Here is a 19,363-nt window from a genome sequence, read left to right as displayed (position 1 = left end):
CCGGCGCGCTTTCGTCCGCCCGCTCCGGCGCGCTTTCGTCCGCCCGCTCCGGCGCGCTTTTGCCCGTCCCGCCCGAGCACCGAACCGACACCGATGGACACACGACGGCGTCTCGCGCGGGTCCGCCCCCGACTCGCCAGCGCCGTCGCCCGGCGCTTCGGAATCGACTGGCGGGCGCTGGTGGCGTTCCGGGTCGCTCTCGGTCTGCTCCTGCTCGTCGACCTCCTGTTGCGTTCGCGGAGCCTCGTCGCCTTCTACACCGACCGGGGCGTCCTGCCGCGCTCGGCGCTCGCGGAGCTCGCGCCGATGCACCACGCGCTCTCGATTCACACCCTCTCGGGGGCGGCGTGGGCGCAGGCACTCCTCTTTCTCGTCGCGGGCGTCGTGGCGGTCGCGCTGGTCGTCGGCTATCGGACCCGGCTCGCGACGGTACTCTCCCTCGTCCTCCTCCTCTCGCTCCAGTTTCGCAATCCCTACGTCCAGAACAGCGGCGACGCCCTGCTCCGGTGGCTCCTCCTGTGGAGCGTCTTCCTCCCGCTCGGCGAGCGAGTGTCGGTCGACGCCCTCCGGCGAGGGGTGCGGTCGGCGACCGAGTCGGCCGCCGGGTCGCGGCGAGAGTGGCGCCCACGCGACCGTGTCGTGAGTCCGGCGAGCGCCGGCCTCCTCCTGCAGGTCGTCCTGGTCTACGCCTCGAACGCCCTCCTGAAATCACGCGGCACGCTCTGGACGAACGGCGAGGCCATCTACTACGTGCTGAGCCTGCGGCGGTTCACCGTCCTCCTCAGCGACCTGTTCGCCGGGAGCCCGTGGGTGTTCGGCCCGCTCGGCCACCTCTGGTTCGCCATGCTCGTCGCCTCCCCCCTCCTGGTACTGCTGACCGGGCGGGGGCGCGCGCTGTTGGCCGGCCTCTTCGTCGTCATGCACGCCGGGATGACGGCGACACTCATGATCGGACTCTTCCCGCTGATTTCGATAGTCGCACTGCTTCCGTTCTTCCCGGCGGTCGTCTGGGACGCCGTGGAGACCCGCGTCGCGGGGGCACTCCTCGGCCGCGTCGCGGTCGGACGCCTCGGAGGCCGTCTCCGGCGGGCGCTCCTCCGGTTCGACCCCCGACCGGCTTCCCGAGTCGTCCCCCGCTCGGTCGCCGAGGCGGTCGGTCGGTGGCGCCGGGTGGTCGGCCCGCCGGCCGTCGCCTGTCTCCTCGCCCTCGTCCTCGTCTGGAACGCCGCCGCCGTCGGCCTCGTCACCCTCCCCGCGGCCGTCACCGACGTGGAGGACCCCGAGGAGTACCAGTGGAGCATGTTCGCCCCGAACCCGCTGGGGGTCGACGGCTGGTACGTCGTCCCCGGCGAGCTGGCGTCCGGCGGCCGCGTCGACGCCTTTCACGGTGGGTCCGTCCGCTGGGACCGCCCGCCGGACGTCTCCGACACCTACCCGACCGCCCGCTGGGGGAAGTATCTCGGCTCCGTCCGCTGGGACGAGAACCGGCTCGCCGGCCCCTTCGCGGAGTACGTCTGTCGGCGCTGGAACGCCGACCACGAGACCGAGCTCACGTCGGTTCGCATCGTCCACGTCGACCAGCCCACGCGACTCTCCGGGCAGGAGCCGACCCGGCGCGTCGAACTGGCGCGACGGTCCTGCGACGTCGGGCCCGCCGTCCGGAAGACGGGTCGGGAGCGGTGACACCGACCAATCACGGCCGGTCGTGGCCGCCAGGAGATGCACCAACCTTTTTAAACCTTAAATACGACACTTAAATCGTTGCATGACCGACCCGAAGGACACAATCAACATCGAGAACGTGGTCGCGTCGACGGGGATCGGACAGGAGCTGGACCTGCAGAGCGTCGCCATGGACCTCGAGGGTGCCGACTACGACCCCGAGCAGTTCCCCGGGCTCGTCTACCGGACGCAGAACCCGAAGTCCGCGGCTCTCATCTTCCGGTCGGGGAAGATCGTCTGCACCGGGGCGAAGTCGACCGACGACGTCCACGAGAGTCTCAACATCGTCTTCGACAAGCTCCGCGAGCTGAAGATTCAGGTGGACGACGACCCCGAGATAACCGTCCAGAACATCGTCACCAGCGCCGACCTGGGGCGGAACCTCAACCTCAACGCCATCGCCATCGGCCTCGGTCTGGAGAACATCGAGTACGAGCCCGAGCAGTTCCCCGGACTCGTCTACCGCCTCGACGAGCCGAAAGTCGTCGCACTCCTCTTCGGCTCGGGGAAGCTCGTCATCACGGGCGGAAAGAAACCCGACGACGCACGCGAGGCCGTCGAGGAGATTACGACGCGCCTCGAAGAGCTCGGACTGCTCGAGTGACGCGGCGGAGCCGGTCGGGGTGACCCGACGAAGCGGAACCGACACCTCGCCGACGAGTCGGGGCCGATAAGGGGTGGCGGACCGAACCCCGCACATGGTCGTCTTGCAGGCGGGCGCCGCACCGCTCGCGGTCGTCGGTACGGTCGCGCTGTTCGCACTGTTCCTCTCGCTCACCGCGCATCTCGCCGCCCGAAACGTCCTCGGCGACGTGGCCGTCCGTAAGGCGCTACTCGTCGGACCCCTCCCGGCCGTCGTGGCCGTCGTCACCGCCACGTTCTCCCTCCCGGCCGTACTGGGCGTCGCCCTCGCCCTCGCCCTCGACGCGCTCGCCATTCGCTACGTGTACGGCCGGTCGCCGCGGCTGACGGCCTACGTGACGTTCATCCACGTCGTGGTCACCGTCATCCTCGGGGCGATGCTGTTCGCACTCTTAGCGCTGTTCGCGAGCGCGCCAGGGTGAGGAGACAGAGACGGACCCGGGGCCGGAGACCGGAGGCGGGAGAGCACTCAAGGGGTCGCCGACCGCAGGGAGGGACATGCTGGATACGGTCCTCGGGCTGTTCTGGAACCGGCGCGAGCGTCGGCTCCGCGCGTTCTGGCGGCTGTTCGGCTTCGTCGCTCTCACGGTACTCGCCGCCCTCCTCGTCGGCGCCGTCTTCCTCGCAGGAGTCGTCCGGAGCGTCCTCGTCGGGGTGGGCTTCGGCGCAGGTTCGGTCGGACTGCTGCTCAACACGACGGTCTCCGCGCTCGCCACGGTCGTCGCCGTCGCCGTCGCCGCCCTCCTGCTCGACCGGCGGCGCGTCGCCGACTTCGGACTCGGACTCGACCGCGACTGGTGGGTCGACCTCGGCTTCGGGTTGGCGCTCGGTGCCGGCCTGATGACGGTCGTCTTCCTCCTCGAACTCGCGGCGGGCTGGGTACGGGTGACCGGGACGTTCGACGGCGGCACCACCGGCTTCCTCGTCGGCTTCGTCGGGATTCTCGTCGTCTTCCTCTTCGTCGGCTTCTACGAGGAGTTGGTCGCCCGCGGCTACCTGCTCACCAACGTCGCGGAGGGGCTGGCCGGCTACGTCGGGACGAACGGCGCGACCGCCGTCGCCGTCCTCGTCTCCTCGGCGCTGTTCGGCCTCGCACACTTCGGCAACCCGAACGCGACGCTCCTGAGCACGTTCAACGTCGGCCTCGCGGGCGTGATGCTCGCGCTCGGCTACGTGCTCACCGACGAGATAGCCATCCCCGTCGGCCTCCACATCACCTGGAACTTCTTCCAGGGCGTCGTCTACGGGTTCCCGGTGTCGGGCACCGGCGGGTTCGCGAAGGTGCTCGTCGTCGAGCAGGGCGGACCGGCGCTCCTCACCGGCGGCTCGTTCGGCCCCGAGGCGGGCCTGCTCGGCGTCGGCGCGATGGCGCTGGGGAGCGCCGCCATCGTCTGGTGGTGCGACAGGAGATACGGCCGACGCTCGGTGCATCCGGGCCTGACGACGCCCGACCTCCGGTGGCGAGGGGCAGGCGACGAGGACGGCGGAGGGAGCGCGAACGATGCGGACGACGCAGGCGACGCAGGCGACGCGAGCGACGACACACGACGGGTCGAACCCGAAGAGACGGCCGACTGATTCGCGAAGCGAGCTACTCGACGATGCGTTCGATTTCGGTGACGAGGATGTCCGTCGCACCCACCTCGCGCAGGCGGCTGATGGTCTCGAACACCTCGGACTCGTCGACGACGACGTGGACGGCCACCGAGTCGTCGCCGGCCACGTCCATCACGGTCGGGCCGCCCATCCCCGGAATCACGTCGCGGACGTCCTCGAGCGCCGAGCGCGGCGCGTTCATCATCAGGTAGCGCTTCCCCTCCGCGGCGAGCACCGAGTCGAACGCGGTCCGGAGCTGTTCGACTTTCCCGCCGTCCCCGTCGTCGACCACGTCCGGCCGAGCGAACAGCCGGACGGAGCTGGCGAGCACCTCGTCGACGACCGCGAGCCGGTTGACGGCGAGTGTCGTCCCCGTCGACGTGATGTCGACGATGGCGTCGGCCATGTCGACGTGCGGGGTGAGTTCCGTGGCGCCCGTGACGCGAGTGATGCTCGGGGCCAGCCCGAGCTCGTCGAAGTAGTTCTCGGTGATGGTCGGGAACTCGGTGGCGACCGTGCCGTCGGCCACGTCCTCCGGGGAGTCGATGTCGCCGTCCTCCGGAGCCGCGAGGACGAGCCGGCAGTTGCCGAAGCCGAGGTCGAGAAGCTCCTCCAGCTCGCGACCCGACTCGCGGACCTGGTCGAGCCCCGTGATGCCCAGGTCGGCGGCGCCGTCGTGGACGTACTCTGGGATGTCGGCCGCGCGGGCGAACAGCACCGTCACGTCCGGGTCCACGGTGTCGGCGTACAGTTGACGGTCGGCGGTCTCCTCGGTGTGAAGCCCGGCGCGTTCGAGCAGGTCGATGGTCGGCTCGTGCAGGCGCCCTTTGTTGGGCACGGCGATTCGCATGGGCGAGGGGACGGGTCGACGGAGCAAAAGCGAGTGGGGTGGTAGACGCCGGTTGCGACACACCACGGTCGCGGCGGTCGCGGCGGTCGGAGCGTTCGTGGTACTGGGAGCGTTCGTGGCGAACAGGCGGCACGCGGCGTCGAAGTCACGGAGGAGTGTGCCACACACCCGCCTCGGCTCCCCCGCGACGACGGTCAGGTCACGCCGGCCGTGGTCCCGGTATCGGTGATAAACCCTCGCGACGGCCGACGCGGAACGCAGGATTCACACCCGAGCCGCGAGCAGTTCAGGACATGAGTACGCTCGCAATCACCGGTGGCCGCGTCCTCCTGCCCGACCTGCGCGTCGTCGAGGCCGACGTCCTCGTCGACGCCGACGCGGGAGAGGTTCTCGACGTCGACGAGAGCAGGGAGGTCGCCGGCGACGACGACCTCGACGCCTCCGGCGGCCTCGTGATGCCCGGCCTCGTGAACGCCCACACGCACGTCGCGATGACCCTCCTGCGGGGGTACGCCGACGACAAACCCCTCGACGCGTGGCTCCAGGAGGACATCTGGCCGGCCGAGGCCGAGTTCGGCCCGCGGGACGTGCGCGCCGGCGCCGACCTCGGGATTCTGGAGATGGTGAAGACCGGAACGACCGCGTTCGCGGACATGTACTTCCACGTTCCGGAGGTCGTCGACGCCGTCCGGGAGTCGGGCGTCCGTGCCCGCGTCGGCCACGGCGCGGTCACGGTCGGGAAGGACGACGAGGGCGCCCGCGCCGACGTCGAGGAGAGCCTCGACGTGGCCCGGGAGTTTCAGGGTGCCGCCGACGGCCGGGTGTCCACGGCGCTCATGCCCCACTCGCTGACGACCGTCGACGAGGCGCTCCTGCGCGAGGCCGTCGAGACGGCCCGCGAAGAGGGCATCCCCGTCCACTTCCACGCCAACGAGACCCTCGACGAGGTCGACCCCATCGTCTCCGAGCGCGACGAGCGCCCGCTCGCGTACGCCGACGACGTGGGGATGCTCGGCGAGACCGACTTCTGTGCCCACGGCGTCCACGTCGACGACGCCGAGATAGAACTGCTCGCGGAGCGCGACACGGCCGTCGTCCACTGCCCGGCGTCGAACATGAAACTCGCGAGTGGGATGGCGCCGGTGCAAGCGATGCTCGACGCGGGTGTCACGGTCGCACTCGGCACCGACGGGGCGGCCTCGAACAACGACCTCGACGCGTTCGACGAACTGCGCGACGCCGCCATGCTCGGGAAACTCGCGGCCGACGACGCGAGCGCGGTCCCCGCCGAGGCGGCGGTGCGCATGGCGACCGAGGGCGGCGCCGACGCGCTCGGGATTCCGGCGGGTCGCGTCGAGGCGGGCGCCCTCGCCGACCTCGTCGTCGTCGACTTCGACGAGCCCCACCTCACGCCCGCCCACGACCCGGTGAGCCACCTCGCGTACGCGGTTACTGGCTCCGACGTTCGACACACCGTTTGTGACGGGCGAGTGCTGATGCGCGACCGCCAGGTGCTGACGATGGACGAGTCGAAGGTACTCGCCCGCGCTCGCGACCGCGCCCGCGCCGTGGCCGACCGCGCCGGCGGGGAGTGAGTCCGACGGGCGTCTGACGTGACGCCGACTCCGTTCGGCCGACCGGAGTGTACGCACGGCAGAACGCGCCGCGACACTCCCGCGGTCGGACTGTTTTCCGGCCGTTTCGAACGTGGAGGTTTCAGCGAAATTGGCGTGTTTAGAATCTATTGTAAACACTATTGAACGTTGAGAAGCGCTCGCTCCGGTCGGCGAACTGGGTGAACGGCTGACTCCCTTTATGTTAGTTACGCTGAATGCTTGGGTCGCCGATGAACGCGAGACACGTCGTCGTGGCGGCGGTCGTCACGATGATGCTGACTGTAGCCGGCGGGCCGACGGTGGTCGGCGCCGCCGACGACGAGACGTCGCTCGGTGTCGCGGTCGAGGACGGTGAGACAGGTGCCACGCTGCTCACGGTGACGACGGACGGGTCGGCGGTCGCGAACGCGACCGTGGCCGTCTCCGTCGTCGACTCGACCGGGAACGGGAGCGGGAACGAGAGTGCCTATTCGGGTGCGGGAGCGTACGCGACCGACGAGAACGGAACGGTCGCCCTCCCGTCGCCGAACGAGACGGTGACCGTCGACGTGACGGTCACCCACGGTGGGGAGACGGTCACCGAGACCGTCGACCTGGTGCCGGCCGAGGGAGAGCTCGTGGTCGAGCTGGGCCGACACGCAGACGGCGCCGCTACGGCGACCGTCACCGCGGACGGTGCCCCCGTCGAGAACGCGACCCTGACGGTCGCCGCCGACGGGACGTACGCGGGAGCGGGGGAGTACACGACCGGCGCGAACGGGAACGTGACCCTCCCCGCACCGAACGAGACGACCGCCGTCACGCTGTCCGCGAGCGCGGGCAACCTGACGGGGGAGACGAGTGCCACGCTGTACGACGGTGACCTCGACGTCGCCGTCGACGGTGCCACGGCGGGGGAGCCGACGGTGCGAGTGTCACGGAACGGTACCGCGGTGGGCGGTGCCGACGTGACGGTCGAAGCCGCCGGGAACTACAGCGGCACGGGCGCGTACGAGACGGGGGCGGACGGAACCGTCTCGCTACCGACGCCGGCGGAGACCCTGTCGGTGACCGTGGTCGCCGCGGCGGACAACGAGACCGCCACGACGACGGTGACGGTCGAGTCGACGACGGACGAGCGCATGTCCTTCGGCATGCAGGTGTCCTCGTTCGTCCACGGACTGCTCGACGACGACCCGGCCGGCGGCATCGGCCAGCAGGTGTCCACCTGGGTGCACGAGAACAACCCCGGGAACGCGAAGGCAAAGGGCCACAGCAAGAACGGCGCCGGCGGCCCGCCCGAACACGCGAAGGGGGCCGAAGGGAACCAGGGGAAGAGCGGGAACGGGAACGGTCAGGGCGCCGAGAAGGGTCCCGACCACCCCGGGACGGGACCGGGCGCGACGAAGGATGGGAACGGCGGTGCCGACGGTGCCAGCGGTGCCGACGAAGACGACGAGACGGACGGGAAGAACGGGAAGAGCGGGGGCGAGAGGAAGAACGGCAACGGGAAGCAGAGACACGGCTTCGGTGCCGTCGACCTCGGGTCGCTCGTCGCGGCCTGAGCGTCGGAACGCGGCCTCGTTTTTGCGACGGACGGCGACCGACCCGGCGAGCCGTCGGCCCGGCTACCCGCCGGCTTCGGAACCGTTTTCCGCCGGCTCACCGAACCGGCGGCCATGACCGACAGCGAGACCTACCCGCCGATTTCGGCGCAACTCGACGACGTCGAGGGCGCTCGAGAGGAGGGTCGCCGGAAGATGGACTGGGCGTTCCAGCACATGCCGATTCTCACCGCACTCCGCGAGGAGTTCGAGGCGGAGAAGCCCTTCGAGGGCCAGCGAATCGGGATGGCGATGCACGTCGAGGCGAAGACGGCGAACCTCGTCGAGGTACTCGCCGCCGGGGGCGCCGAGGTGGCCATCACCGGCTGCAACCCGCTGTCGACCCACGACGACGTGTCCGCCGCGCTCGACGCTCACGACAACATCACCTCCTACGCGAAGCGCGGCGTCGAGGACGACGACTACTATGCCGCCATCGAAGCCGTCATCGACCACGACCCGACGGTCACGGTCGACGACGGGATGGACATGGTCGCCGCCATCCACGAGGACCACCCCGAGCTCATCGACTCCATCGTCGGCGGCTGTGAGGAGACGACGACCGGCGTCCACCGCCTACGCGCGATGGACGAGGACGGCGCCCTGAACTACCCCGTCTTCGCCGTCAACGACACGCCGATGAAGCGCCTGTTCGACAACGTCCACGGCACGGGCGAGTCCTCGCTCGCGACCATCGCGATGACGACGAACCTCTCGTGGGCCGGCAAGACCGTCGTCGTCGCCGGCTACGGCTACTGCGGGAAGGGCGTCGCGAAGAAGGCCGCCGGCCAGAACGCCGACGTGGTCGTCACGGAGGTCGAACCCCGTCGCGCCCTCGAAGCGCACATGGAGGGGTACGACGTGATGCCCATGTCGGAGGCCGCCGAAGTCGGCGACGTGTTCGTCACCACGACGGGCAACCGCGATGTCATCACCGAGGAGCACTTCGAGCGGATGCAGGACGGCGTCCTGCTCTCCAATGCGGGACACTTCGACATCGAGGTCGACCTCGACGCGCTGTCGGACCTCGCGGTCGACCGCTACGAGGCCCGCGACGGCGTCGAGGCCTACGAGATGGACGACGGCCGCCGCCTCAACGTCATCGCGGAGGGACGGCTCGTCAACCTCGCGGCGCCCATCGCGCTCGGCCACCCCGTCGAGGTGATGGACCAGTCCTTCGGCGTGCAGGCCGTCGCGGTCCGGGAACTCGTCGAGAACGGGGAGAGCTACGACGCCGGCGTCCACGACGTGCCCGACGAACTGGATACGGAGGTCGCCGAAATCAAGCTCGAGGCCGAGGGCGTCGAGTTCGACGACCTCACCGCCGAGCAGGAGGAGTACATGGGCTCCTGGCAGCACGGGACGTAGGTCGAGCGTCGCTACCTTCCGGACGGTCGCGCCATCGGTCGCACGGTCGCACCATCGGTCGCACGGTCGCACAGGTGCTGATTCGCAGAGGGTCGGGCCGCCCGCCGCGCGGTCGTGCCGACGGTAGCGCCGCTACTCCTCGTGAGGCGTCGTCGAGTCGCCGACGCGGTCCGTGACGTACACGGCGAATTCGTCGCCCGACTTCCACACGGTGACGGTCGCCCCCCGAACGTCGAACTGGAGGGACATCGTCGGCGAGCGAGTGCGCTCGAACAACTTGTCGAGGGCTTCGAGGTCGACGTACTCGTACACGGTCTCCCGCCCGGCGCCGAAGCTGAAGCCGTCGTGGTTCGCCAGCGCGTCGAGCACGAGCGTGCTCGCACTCGAGTCGGTCGGCATCTCTCTCACCTCGACGGGAGCGACTCCCGGCCCCCGTGTACAGGTCGTCTGTGGCTCGCCGCGGGATAGCTAATGACACCGCACACGGCGGCCGGGGTGTCTGTGCCGTGCGGTAAGCCGACCCTATCCCGAGGAGACCCGGCCGGACCGTCGCCGTGGCGCCGAACTATCGGGTCGTCGAGTCAGGGAGCGGGGGTCGCGTCGTCCGCGGCCGGTTCGACGTTCAGGTTCGACCGGAAGACGTTCTCCGGGTCGTACTCGGCTTTCACCCGAGCGAGGCGGTCGTAGTTCCGGCCGAACAGCGACCGCACCGGGTCCTCGCCGAACCCCGGGAAGTTACCGTACGCACCGGAGACGGCCGGCAGGCTCCGGAGCTCCTCGATTCCTTCGCGCGCCCACGCGACGTTCGCGTCGTCGTCGGTCGACTCCTCCCAGTTCGCCTCGAAGGTGACGAGGTAGGGGTGGCCGCGGTGGCGGAACGCCGTCCCGTCCGGGGGTGTGTCGTCGATTGCGCCGCCGAGGTGCCAGAGGTCGACCGTCGAGAGCGCGGAGGGGCGCGACCGGCCGTACCGGACGAGGAGGTCGACGACCTCCGCCGTGAGTTCGTCGACGTACAGCGCCTTCCAGTAGTACCGCAGACCGTCCGGGTAGTCGGCGTCCAGCATGGACTGGAGTTCGACGTAGGGGAGCGGCCCGCTGAGGTCGACGACCGGCTCGGCGAGGTCGCGCAGGCGCTCGAACTCCGCCTCGGCCGCCGCCGTCCCGCCGACGTGACAGCCGAGCACGGCGACGGCCGGCTGGCCCCACGTCGACTCCGGGAACTCCCCGAGTTCCGGGACGGTCGCGAGAAACGGGAGGACGCTCGCGTCGCGGGTCGCCTCGGGGGCCCAGTCGTCGACGCCGCGCAGAACCGTCCGCGCGTCGTCGGCGTGGTACCAGACGAACAGCCCGAACACCTCGGGGCCGACCGCGTGGAGGTCGTACTCGAAGCGGGTGACGACGCCGAAGTTGCCGCCGCCGCCGCGGAGCGCCCAGAACAGCTCCTCGTGGTCGTCGTTGCTCGCGGTCAGCACCTCGCCGTCGGCGGTGACGACCTCGAACGAGCGGACGTTGTCGAGCGAGAGGCCGTACCGGCGGCGGACGTGACCGAGCCCGCCGTTGAGGGTCAGCCCGGCCACGCCGGTCGCGGAGACGACCCCGAGGGGTGCGGCGAGGCCGTGGAGCTGTGTCTCGTGGTCCACGTCGCCGATGGTGGCGCCGCCGCCGACGAGCGCGCGGCGGGCGTCCGGGTCGACGGAGACGGCGTTCATCGCCGAGAGGTCGAGACAGAGCCCGTCGTCGACGAGGGCGCTGCCGGCGACGTTGTGGCCGCCGCCGCGGACGGCGATGGGGAGGTCGCGCTCGCGGGCGAACCGGACCGCCGCGACGACGTCCGCGGTGCCGGTCGGGCGGACGACGGCCGTCGGGTAGCGGTCTATCAGCCCGTTCCAGAGCGCCCGGGCGTCGTGGTAGTCGGGGTCCTCGGGCGTGAGCACGTCGCCGCGGAATCGCTCGCGGAGCGCCACGAGGTCGAGGTCGGAGAGCCGGCGGGTCGGTCGAGTCGCGTCCGGCGCGTCGAGTTCGGGGGGCATGGTACCTCTCCGAGTGAGTAGGCCACGAGCGGGGATAAGCGTGGTACAGACCCACACATAGGAGAGTCAGACGAGCCGACCGGATTCGGTCACGGACCGGCCGACGGGTGGGGCGTCGTCGCTCCGGCGTCGGACCGGGTTCCGTCCGCGACGTCGACACCGACCACCTCGAAGCGCGCACCGCCGGTCGGACCGTCGGTGACCGCGACCTGCCAGCCGTGCGCGTCGAAGACCCGCTTGACGACCGCCAGCCCGAACCCGGTGTTCCCCGAGCGGGTGGTGTGACCGGGTTCGAAGACGCTCCCGCGGTCGGCCTCGGGGATGCCGGGCCCGTCGTCGCCGACGGCGAAGCCGTCCCCCTCCGGGAGCGGGCCGACGCGAACCGTCACCGACGGGTCGGCGTCGCCGGCGGAGTCGGCCCCTGCGACGGCGTCGATGCCGGTGGTGTCGGTGGCGGCGTCGGTGTCGCCGGCGTCGGTGTCGGTGGTGTCGCCGGTGTCGGTGGCGGCGTCGTCGACTCCGCACTCTCCGTCCGCGGACCCGTGTTCGGCGGCATCGCCGGACGCCGTCCGGCCGCTCGTGGTACCGTGTTCCACACTGTTGCGAAAGAGGTTCTCGAACGCCCGCTGGAGCTGTGAGGCGTCGGCCGTCACCTCACCGACCGGGTCACAGCGGAGGGTCGCCCGACCGGTGTCGACGGCGCTCCAGGCTCGCTTCGCGACCACCTCGATCGGGACGCCCGGCCGCGAGTCCAGCGAGTCGTCGCTGCGGGACAGCTCCAGCACGTCGTCGATAATCGCGTCCATCCGGTCGAGGGCGTCGACCACCGTCCGGGCGTGGTCGGCCTCGGTCGAGGTGGCGTCGGTTCCGCCGGCGTCGCTTCGGTCGGCTCCGCCGGCGTCGCTCGCTCCCGTGGCTCGCCCGGCGTCCCCGGCGAGCAGGGTCGCGTACCCGTGAGCGACGTTGAGCGGGTTCCGGAGGTCGTGTGAGACGACGCTCGCGAACCGGTCGAGCCGGCGGTTCTTCGCCTCCAGTTCCCGACGGTAGCGCCGGCTCTCGGTCACGTCCCGGAGGAGAACCAGCCGGCCGGGCGCCTCGTCGTCGGCTCGGCGGTGGGCGTCGACGGTGGAGACGCGGGCCTCGAACTGGCGGGTCCCCGCCCCGGCGTCGGCCGAGAGCTCCACCGTCTGCGGGCCGCCGTCGACGACGGCCGCCGCGAGTCGGGGGTCGGCCAACGCGTCGGCGGCGTGTCGGGAGAGCACGGCCGAGCGCGGCCCGGCGAGCGCCGGCGCCGCCGCGGGGTTGCAGTCGACGACGCGGTCCGCGCCGTCGAGCACGACGACTCCGTCCTCCATCACGTCCAGCACCGTTGCCCGGGCGACGGGGACGATATCGAGCAGTCCGTACCGCGAGATGGCCCAGAGGGCGATGACGCCGCTGACGGCGAGCATCATCGGCGTCAGGAGGACCGGGACGAGCCGCGCGATGTAGAGGAGGCTCGAAGCCCAGGGGACCAACGCGATGGCCACGAGCGCGGCCGCCTGCCGACGGTAGATGGAGGTCGTCCGGAGCGCACGCTCCAGCAGGAGGGCGGTGCCGACCCCCATGAGGAGAAAGGAGTAGCCGAGCATCACCCAGTAGCCGGGACCGCGGACGGTCCGAAGCGTCGGCACCGACCCGAGAACGAGGACGACGTCGGCCGACCGGTAGAAGAGGTCGTGGACGGGCGTCGTCCAGAGGAGCGCGAGCGAGACGGCCGGGACGACCGAGAGCAGGGCGACGCTCCGGCGGCCGACGAGGTACCCCCGATTGGTGTACGCGAGGGCGAACGTGACCCACGCGACGGGGGCGGCGACGGTGCCGACGTACAGGAGCTTCACCCAGAACAGTTGGTCGGCGACCGCCGGGGCGTACAGACTCGAGAGTCGTCCCAGCGCCCACCACGCCGCGGCGGCCTGCGCCGCCGCCAGCGGCGTCGCTCCCGCACGGGACCGGTTGCGGAGCGCAATCGTCGCCACGGCCAGCGACGTCACTACCGACGCGAACAGCGCCGCCGCCAACGCCAGTCGGGCGGTCACCCGCCGGTCCTCTCGGCCCGATACATGGTTCGGTGGCGCGAGGTGCGGAGCGACCGTCTATAGTACTTGCTCTCGAGTTGTCAAGTGTGATATTCGGCGCCCGGCAGTCGCCGGTTGCCGAGTGTTCCCCACCGTGCGCCCACGTCTCCGTCCACCGCCGGACCCCGACTACTTTCACCGCGCATCCGGCCGGTTTAAGACGCGAGCGACGAGAGGGTTGTGCATGTCCGCGAACCGCAAGGGGGACAGAAGGGAGCGGGAGCTGGTGAACCTGCTCGACGAGGCGGGGTTCGCCGTCATGCGGGCACCCGCCAGCGGGAGCGCCACCGACCGGGAACTCCCGGACGTGCTGGCCGGCGACGGGGACCGCTTCTACGCCATCGAGGCGAAGTCGAGCAGCGGGAACCCCATCTACCTCACCGGCGAGGAGGTGGAGGCGCTCATCTACTTCGCGCGCAACTTCGGGGCGAAGGCCCGCATCGCCGTCCGCTTCGACCGCGAGGACTGGTACTTCTTCCACCCGGGCGACCTCTACGTGACCGACGGCGGCAACTACCGCGTGAAAAAGGAGACGGCACTCGCCGACGGCGTCGACCTCGACGAGCTCACCGGCCGGTCGACGAAGACCACGCTCGACGAACTGAGCGACTGAATCTCGGGGGGTCCCGCCCGCCCGACGTGGGCTCGGCTCGGTTGGACCCGAACGCCGACGTACTCCGACTCAAACCGACGCGACCCCACCTCGCTCGCCTCTCCGGTTCCCCGACGGGTCCGCCCCTCGTTCGGCGACGCGGCTCCCGGCGGGTTCGTTTCCCATCGACAACACGGCCCCCGGCGGCTACCCGGGAGTGATTCCGGCGAGTTACCGGCTGGTTCGCGGAACCCTAAGTAGCCGCTCGGCGAGTCTCGACCGATGCGCACCGTGAGAGGGAGTGGCAGGGAAGGCGTCGTCGACCCGGCCGACGCGACCGAAGCGTGGCCGGAGTTCGGCCTCAAGTACGAGTACGGGAGCGACGTGTACGAGGCGTTCGCCCGGAACGACCTCGTCGTGTACCGGCCGGTCTCCGGGATGGAGGACGGTGGCTGGATAGTGGCCGGCGAAGCGTCGTACGTGTCGGTCGAGTCCGTCCGGTGAGCGTCGGGAGGGGACGACGAGCGGACCCAATCGTCGGGAGAGACGGCGAGCGGACCCGGTGGTCTGCGGGGCCGACGTGGTCGCGAGGTCGGCCGCTCAGTCCGAGTCGGCCGTCCCGTCGCCGTCGGTCGCCGTCATCTCGCCGGCGCCGACCCCCGACCGGGCGTCGGGCTGGTCGTACAGATGGCAGGCCGCCGGGTGGTGCGCCGACTGCAACACCGGTCTGACCCGCTCGCAGACGCTCTCGTACCGGTCGTGGAGTGTTTCGATGGCCGCCTCCCGGTCGCCCTCGGCGAGTTGGTCGAGCGCGCGTTCGACGACGTCCTCGTCGCGTCCCGACAGCTCCGTCTCGAACAGCTCCGCACGGACCTGCCGCTTGAACGCCGGCTTGTCCGCCTGCCCCTCGTCGCCGGCGACCTCCCAGATCCGGTCGAGGTCGAGTTCGCCGCGTTCGAGACGGTCCCGGAGGTCCATCACCTCGCGGTACGTGCGCTGGTTGAGGTCGACGCCGTCGGGCGGGATGACCTGCGGACAGCGGGTGCGGAACCGACAGCCCGACGGCGGGTTCCGCGGCGACGGCACGTCCCCGGAGAGCGCCTCGACGCGCCGACCCTGCTCCGCGGTGCTCGCCCGCGGGACGCTCTCCAACAGCGCCTCCGTGTAGGGGTGTTTCGGGTCGTCGAATATCTCGTCCGTCGGTCCGAGTTCGACCACGTCGCCGAGATACATCACGGCGACCCGGTCGCAGATGTGTCGCACCACGGAGAGGTCGTGGGCGATGAAGAGGTACGTCAACCCGAACTCCTCCTGCAGGTCGTCGAGCAGGTTCAACACCTGTGCCTGCACCGAGACGTCGAGCGCCGAGACGGGTTCGTCGAGCACGACGAACTCCGGTTCGAGCATCAGCGCGCGGGCGATACCGACGCGCTGGCGCTGCCCCCCGGAGAACTCGTGCGGGTAGCGTTCGTACTGGTCGGCCGAGAGACCGACACGCTCGAGTAGCTCCTTCGCCCGCGCCTCGCGAGCGTCGGCCTTCGACCCGCCCTCAGGGTTCTCCGGGAGCCCGTGGACGGCCATCGGCTCCGTGAGTATCTGTCCGACCGTCATCCGCGGGTTGAGACTGGAGAACGGGTCCTGGAACACGATTTGGGCGCGTCGACGGAACCGGGTCATCGCGTCGTCGTCCATCGCGAGCAGGTCCTCCCCGTCGAACGCGACGGAGCCACCCGTGGCCTCGCGAAGTCGGAGCAGGGTCTCGCCGGTCGTCGACTTCCCACAGCCGGACTCGCCGACCAGTCCGAGCGTTTCCCCGCGTTCGATGTCGAAGGAGACGCCGTCGACCGCCTTCACGCTCTGCCTCTCGCGGCGGAGGAGGGTGTCGACGAGCGTGTCCCGCTCGTAGTAGTACTTCTCCAAGTCGTCGACCGCGAGCAACGGGGCGTCGCTCGCGCCGTTTCCGGCGCGTCGACCCGAATCGTCAGTCATCGGCGCGCACCTCCTCTTCACGAGCCTCGGGGTCGCTTCCGTCGGTCTCCCGCCCGCCGCCACCGCCGTCACCGTCGCCGCCGTCGAAGTACCCCTCGGGCAGGGCCTCCTCCGGCCGGTAGTCGGTCTCGGTGAGGACACAGCGTGCCTCGTGTTCGTCGCTGCCGGCGTCCGCGTCATGCATCTCGATGGGGTGGAGACAGGATTCCATGGCTTTCGGACAGCGGTCGGCGAAGTAACAGCGCCCGCCCATCTCGCTGTCGAGCAGGCTGGGGACGTTCCCTTCGATGGGTTGGAGGCGCGGTGCCGGGTTCTCCAGGTCGGGAATCGAACCGAGCAGCCCCTGGGTGTAGGGGTGGACGGGGTCGTCGAACACGTCCGAGAGCGACCCGCGCTCGACCATCTGGCCGGCGTACATCACGCCGACGCGCGAGCACATCCGGGCGATGACCCCGAGGTCGTGGGTGATGAGCACGACGCTCATGTCCTCCTCCTGCTGGAGGTCCCGCAGGAGGTTGAGAATCTGTGCCTGGATGGTCACGTCGAGCGCCGTCGTCGGCTCGTCGGCGATGAGTACGTCCGGCTCCCCGGCGAGCGCCTGGGCGATCATCGCCCGCTGGAGCATCCCGCCGGAGAACTGGTGAGGGTACTCCTGGGCGCGCTGGGCCGGGTCGGGAATGCCGACCTGGTCCAACAGTTCGATGGCTCGCTCGTGGCTCTCTTCGCCGGTGTAGTCACGGCCGGGTACGAGGCTGTCGACGAGGAACTTCCCGAGCCCGTACCCCTGCGTTCGCGAGCGGGTGCTCCGGGGGTTCGCCCGGGCGCGGCGCTGGACCTCGACGGCCTCGGCTATCTGCTCGCCGACGGTGAGCGAGGGGTTCAGACTCGACATCGGGTCCTGGAACACGGTGCTGAAGCCGGGGCCGCGAAGCGAGCGCCGGACCCCCTTCGGGAGCCGCCGGAGGTCGACGAACTCGTCTCTGACGGCGTCCGGACGCTCCGCTCTGAACTCCTCGGCGAGGTCCGGGTTCCGGTACCACACCTCGCCGGACGTTATCTTCCCCGGCGAGGCGACGAGGTCGATGACCGACAGCGCCGTCACCGACTTCCCGGAGCCGGACTCGCCGACGATGCCGTACACCTCGCCGTCGCGGACGTCGAAGCTCACGCCCTCGACGGCGTTCACCTGCCCCTCCTCGGTGAAGAAGCGGGTGGAGAGGTCGCGGACTCGCAACACGTCGCGCTGTGAGTCGCTCATACGCCACCTCCTTCGCCCTCGATGTCGGGGTCGAGCGCGTCCCGTAACCAGTCACCGACGAGGTTGATGCCGATGACGGCCAGCACGATGGCGACGCCCGGAATCGTCGATATCCACCACGCGGAGGCGAGGTAGTCACGCCCCTGTGCGATGTCGAACCCCCAAGAGAGCGTCGTCCCCGAGAAGCCGAGGAAGGAGAGCGCGCTCTCTAAGAGCACGATGGCGGCTATCTGAATCGTCCCGAGCACGAGGATGGGCGTCAACGCGTTCGGGAGCACGTGCCGGGCGATGATGCGGGCGTCGCTCGCACCGACGGCGCGGGCGGCCTTCACGTACTCCTGTTCGCGGATGGACAGCGCCTCGCCGCGGGCGACGCGAGCGAACCACACCCAGTTGACGAGGCCGACGACGACGACGACGGTGCCGGGCAACACGAACGAGGCGGGCATGTCCGGGGTGATACCGAGGAGGACGAACGGGTCGGGTATCCGGTACGCCGCCCGACCCCAGAGCCCGACGAGGGCGATGGCGAGCACGAGCGACGGGAACGCGAGCATCACGTCGGCGCTTCGCATCAGCGCGTCGTCGACGCGGCCGCGGTAGTAGCCGGCGACAAGCCCGACGGTGACGCCGATGCCGCCGGCGATGAACGTCCCGAGCACGCCGACGAGCAGGGAGGTGCGGGCGCCGTAGACGACCCGCGAAAGCATGTCGCGGCCGAGCGAGTCCGTTCCGAGCGGGTGCTCGGCGGTCGCGTTGATGGTCGTCGTCTCGTTGACGATTTGGACCTCCCCGTCGACCACCTCCGTCGTCGTCGAGTTCTCGGTCTCGCTGAACCCGAGCGGCGGGAGCTGTGCGTCGTCGAGGTTCTGTGCGGTCGGGTCGTGCGGCGCGACGAGCGGCGCGAGGGCGGCGACGCCGACGACGAGCACGACGAGCGCGATGCCCGTCTTCGCCAACGCGCTCCGGGAGAGTTCGCGCTTGAGGTTCCGCAGGCTGCGTGGCGACAGCATCAGTCACTCACCACCCGCGGGTCGAGGTACGCGTACAGCGCGTCGACGACGAGGTTGATGAGCACGAAGCCGACGCCGATGACGATGAGGCTCCCCTGCAACACGACCCAGTCGCGGCCGGTGATGCTGTTGATGACCAGCGTCCCGAGCCCGGGCCACGCGAACACCGCCTCCGTGATGACCGCGCCGCCGATGAGCGTCCCCAACTGGAGGCCGAGGACGGTGACGACGGGGATGAGCGTGTTGCGGAGCGCGTGGCGGTAACGCACGAGCGTCTCGGGCAGTCCCTTCGCCCGCGTCGCGCGGACGTACGCCGAGCCGAGTTCATCGAGCATCCCGCTGCGCGTGAGCCGCGTGATGAGCGCCGTGAAGTACGTCCCCAGCGTTATCGCCGGGAGCGTGATGTAGGTCAGCCAGGAGACGAACACGTCGAGGTTCCCCGTCGCGAGGGCAGAGAGCGCCCGCGCCGAGGTGATTCCGCGGCCGCTCGTCTTGAACACGCCGAACTCGACGGCAAAGAGGAGCACGAGCATGATGCCCAGCCAGAAGTTGGGCGTGCTGATACCGACCAGCGAGAAGGTGGTCGCACCGTAGTCCACCGGCTCGTTGCGGTTGGTCGCGCTGAGCACCCCGAGCGGGATGGAGAGGACGACCGCGACGAGGGTCGCCGCGACGGCGAGTTCGAGCGTCGCCGGGAGCCGGGCGAACACCCGCGCGCTCGCCGACGTGTTCGAGATGTAGGAGTACCCCATGTCACCCTGCAACAGCCCGACGAGGTAGTCCAGGTACTGGACGTACAGCGGCCGGTTCAGCCCGAGTTCCGCGGCGATGGCCTGCCGGGTGGCCGGGCTGGCGTCCAGGGGAGCGATGACACTGATGGGGTCACCGGGCGTGATGAACCGCAGCAGGAACACCACGGTGACGACCCCCCAGACGACGAACACCCCCTGGAGCCCCCGTTTGAGGAGGAAACGAGCCAGCGACATC

The 19,363-nt window shown here is 70.2% G+C and carries 17 protein-coding genes; 9 read left to right on the top strand and 8 right to left on the bottom strand.

Annotated features, from left to right (window positions below; genetic code table 11):
- Window positions 1-93: 93 nt before the first annotated feature.
- From N5095_RS04665 to N5095_RS04650, 4 genes are all read left to right on the top strand, one after another.
- Window positions 94-1,683: an HTTM domain-containing protein gene (locus N5095_RS04665; protein WP_267621570.1), complete on the top strand. Its 1,590-nt coding sequence runs from the start codon at window positions 94-96 to the stop codon at window positions 1,681-1,683.
- 82 nt (window positions 1,684-1,765) lie between these two features.
- Entirely contained in the window at window positions 1,766-2,326 is a 561-nt protein-coding gene (locus N5095_RS04660; RefSeq protein WP_267621569.1) for a TATA-box-binding protein, read from the top strand.
- Between the two features lie 94 nt (window positions 2,327-2,420).
- Window positions 2,421-2,786 carry a DUF7473 family protein gene (locus N5095_RS04655; protein WP_267621567.1) on the top strand — a complete coding sequence of 122 codons (366 nt, stop codon included), beginning with the start codon at window positions 2,421-2,423 and terminating at the stop codon, window positions 2,784-2,786.
- A gap of 76 nt (window positions 2,787-2,862) precedes the next feature.
- Window positions 2,863-3,942: a CPBP family intramembrane glutamic endopeptidase gene (locus N5095_RS04650; RefSeq protein ID WP_267621566.1), complete on the top strand. Its 1,080-nt coding sequence runs from the start codon at window positions 2,863-2,865 to the stop codon at window positions 3,940-3,942.
- Between the two features lie 13 nt (window positions 3,943-3,955).
- Here N5095_RS04650 and hisG read toward each other — a convergent pair whose 3' ends face one another.
- A complete protein-coding gene (gene hisG, locus N5095_RS04645; protein WP_267621565.1) occupies window positions 3,956-4,810 on the bottom strand; it encodes an ATP phosphoribosyltransferase in 855 nt (284 codons plus the stop codon).
- A gap of 293 nt (window positions 4,811-5,103) precedes the next feature.
- Between hisG and N5095_RS04640 the strand changes: the two genes are divergently transcribed.
- The 3 genes from N5095_RS04640 to N5095_RS04630 all read left to right on the top strand — a co-directional run bounded on the left by N5095_RS04640 (window position 5,104) and on the right by N5095_RS04630 (window position 9,377).
- Window positions 5,104-6,405 (top strand): amidohydrolase, encoded by a 1,302-nt coding sequence (locus tag N5095_RS04640; protein WP_267621564.1) that lies wholly within the window; start codon window positions 5,104-5,106, stop codon window positions 6,403-6,405.
- Window positions 6,406-6,656: 251 nt separating this feature from the next.
- Complete coding sequence (locus tag N5095_RS04635; RefSeq protein WP_267621563.1) at window positions 6,657-7,970, top strand: DNA primase; 1,314 nt, start codon at window positions 6,657-6,659, stop codon at window positions 7,968-7,970.
- A gap of 114 nt (window positions 7,971-8,084) precedes the next feature.
- Entirely contained in the window at window positions 8,085-9,377 is a 1,293-nt protein-coding gene (locus N5095_RS04630; RefSeq protein WP_267621562.1) for an adenosylhomocysteinase, read from the top strand.
- A 132-nt stretch (window positions 9,378-9,509) separates the two neighbouring features.
- On the opposite strand, the gene N5095_RS04625 is transcribed toward N5095_RS04630, so the two are convergent.
- From N5095_RS04625 to N5095_RS04615, 3 genes are all read right to left on the bottom strand, one after another.
- Window positions 9,510-9,776: a HalOD1 output domain-containing protein gene (locus N5095_RS04625; protein ID WP_267621561.1), complete on the bottom strand. Its 267-nt coding sequence runs from the start codon at window positions 9,774-9,776 to the stop codon at window positions 9,510-9,512.
- A 182-nt stretch (window positions 9,777-9,958) separates the two neighbouring features.
- Entirely contained in the window at window positions 9,959-11,407 is a 1,449-nt protein-coding gene (locus N5095_RS04620; protein ID WP_267621560.1) for an FAD-binding oxidoreductase, read from the bottom strand.
- An 89-nt stretch (window positions 11,408-11,496) separates the two neighbouring features.
- Window positions 11,497-13,485 (bottom strand): sensor histidine kinase, encoded by a 1,989-nt coding sequence (locus N5095_RS04615; protein ID WP_267621559.1) that lies wholly within the window; start codon window positions 13,483-13,485, stop codon window positions 11,497-11,499.
- 223 nt (window positions 13,486-13,708) lie between these two features.
- Between N5095_RS04615 and hjc the strand changes: the two genes are divergently transcribed.
- Entirely contained in the window at window positions 13,709-14,137 is a 429-nt protein-coding gene (hjc, locus tag N5095_RS04610; protein WP_267621558.1) for a Holliday junction resolvase Hjc, read from the top strand.
- Window positions 14,138-14,398: 261 nt separating this feature from the next.
- Window positions 14,399-14,620 carry a hypothetical protein gene (locus N5095_RS04605; RefSeq protein WP_267621557.1) on the top strand — a complete coding sequence of 74 codons (222 nt, stop codon included), beginning with the start codon at window positions 14,399-14,401 and terminating at the stop codon, window positions 14,618-14,620.
- 96 nt (window positions 14,621-14,716) lie between these two features.
- Here N5095_RS04605 and N5095_RS04600 read toward each other — a convergent pair whose 3' ends face one another.
- From N5095_RS04600 to N5095_RS04585, 4 genes are read right to left on the bottom strand one after another with little or no spacing between them, the layout of a single operon-like run.
- A complete protein-coding gene (locus tag N5095_RS04600) occupies window positions 14,717-16,105 on the bottom strand; it encodes an ABC transporter ATP-binding protein (protein WP_267621556.1) in 1,389 nt (462 codons plus the stop codon).
- Window positions 16,098-17,363 (bottom strand): ABC transporter ATP-binding protein, encoded by a 1,266-nt coding sequence (locus tag N5095_RS04595; protein WP_267621555.1) that lies wholly within the window; start codon window positions 17,361-17,363, stop codon window positions 16,098-16,100. The genes N5095_RS04600 and N5095_RS04595 overlap by 8 nt, the downstream gene beginning before the upstream one ends.
- Window positions 17,360-18,376, bottom strand: a complete 1,017-nt coding sequence (locus tag N5095_RS04590) for an ABC transporter permease (RefSeq protein ID WP_267621554.1) — start codon at window positions 18,374-18,376, stop codon at window positions 17,360-17,362. Before N5095_RS04590 ends, N5095_RS04595 begins: the two co-directional genes overlap by 4 nt.
- A complete protein-coding gene (locus N5095_RS04585; RefSeq protein WP_267621553.1) occupies window positions 18,376-19,362 on the bottom strand; it encodes an ABC transporter permease in 987 nt (328 codons plus the stop codon). The genes N5095_RS04590 and N5095_RS04585 overlap by 1 nt, the downstream gene beginning before the upstream one ends.
- Between the last annotated feature and the right edge of the window lies 1 nt (window position 19,363).

Origin of the sequence: Halobium salinum, assembly GCF_026586625.1 — an archaeon.
GTDB lineage: Archaea > Halobacteriota > Halobacteria > Halobacteriales > Haloferacaceae > Halobium > Halobium salinum.
Note: the sequence above shows the minus strand (reverse complement) of the source record. Positions and strands in the feature narration are given on the sequence as shown.

Coding starts and splice junctions, on each gene's coding strand:
- N5095_RS04660 (WP_267621569.1), top strand. CDS start 1,766: ATGACCGACCCGAAGGACACAATCAACATCGAGAACGTGGTCGCGTCG.
- N5095_RS04595 (WP_267621555.1), bottom strand. CDS start 17,363: ATGAGCGACTCACAGCGCGACGTGTTGCGAGTCCGCGACCTCTCCACC.
- hisG (WP_267621565.1), bottom strand. CDS start 4,810: ATGCGAATCGCCGTGCCCAACAAAGGGCGCCTGCACGAGCCGACCATC.
- N5095_RS04640 (WP_267621564.1), top strand. CDS start 5,104: ATGAGTACGCTCGCAATCACCGGTGGCCGCGTCCTCCTGCCCGACCTG.
- N5095_RS04625 (WP_267621561.1), bottom strand. CDS start 9,776: ATGCCGACCGACTCGAGTGCGAGCACGCTCGTGCTCGACGCGCTGGCG.
- N5095_RS04665 (WP_267621570.1), top strand. CDS start 94: ATGGACACACGACGGCGTCTCGCGCGGGTCCGCCCCCGACTCGCCAGC.
- hjc (WP_267621558.1), top strand. CDS start 13,709: ATGTCCGCGAACCGCAAGGGGGACAGAAGGGAGCGGGAGCTGGTGAAC.
- N5095_RS04600 (WP_267621556.1), bottom strand. CDS start 16,105: ATGACTGACGATTCGGGTCGACGCGCCGGAAACGGCGCGAGCGACGCC.
- N5095_RS04585 (WP_267621553.1), bottom strand. CDS start 19,362: ATGTCGCTGGCTCGTTTCCTCCTCAAACGGGGGCTCCAGGGGGTGTTC.
- N5095_RS04605 (WP_267621557.1), top strand. CDS start 14,399: ATGCGCACCGTGAGAGGGAGTGGCAGGGAAGGCGTCGTCGACCCGGCC.
- N5095_RS04630 (WP_267621562.1), top strand. CDS start 8,085: ATGACCGACAGCGAGACCTACCCGCCGATTTCGGCGCAACTCGACGAC.
- N5095_RS04635 (WP_267621563.1), top strand. CDS start 6,657: ATGAACGCGAGACACGTCGTCGTGGCGGCGGTCGTCACGATGATGCTG.
- N5095_RS04620 (WP_267621560.1), bottom strand. CDS start 11,407: ATGCCCCCCGAACTCGACGCGCCGGACGCGACTCGACCGACCCGCCGG.
- N5095_RS04590 (WP_267621554.1), bottom strand. CDS start 18,376: ATGCTGTCGCCACGCAGCCTGCGGAACCTCAAGCGCGAACTCTCCCGG.
- N5095_RS04650 (WP_267621566.1), top strand. CDS start 2,863: ATGCTGGATACGGTCCTCGGGCTGTTCTGGAACCGGCGCGAGCGTCGG.
- N5095_RS04655 (WP_267621567.1), top strand. CDS start 2,421: ATGGTCGTCTTGCAGGCGGGCGCCGCACCGCTCGCGGTCGTCGGTACG.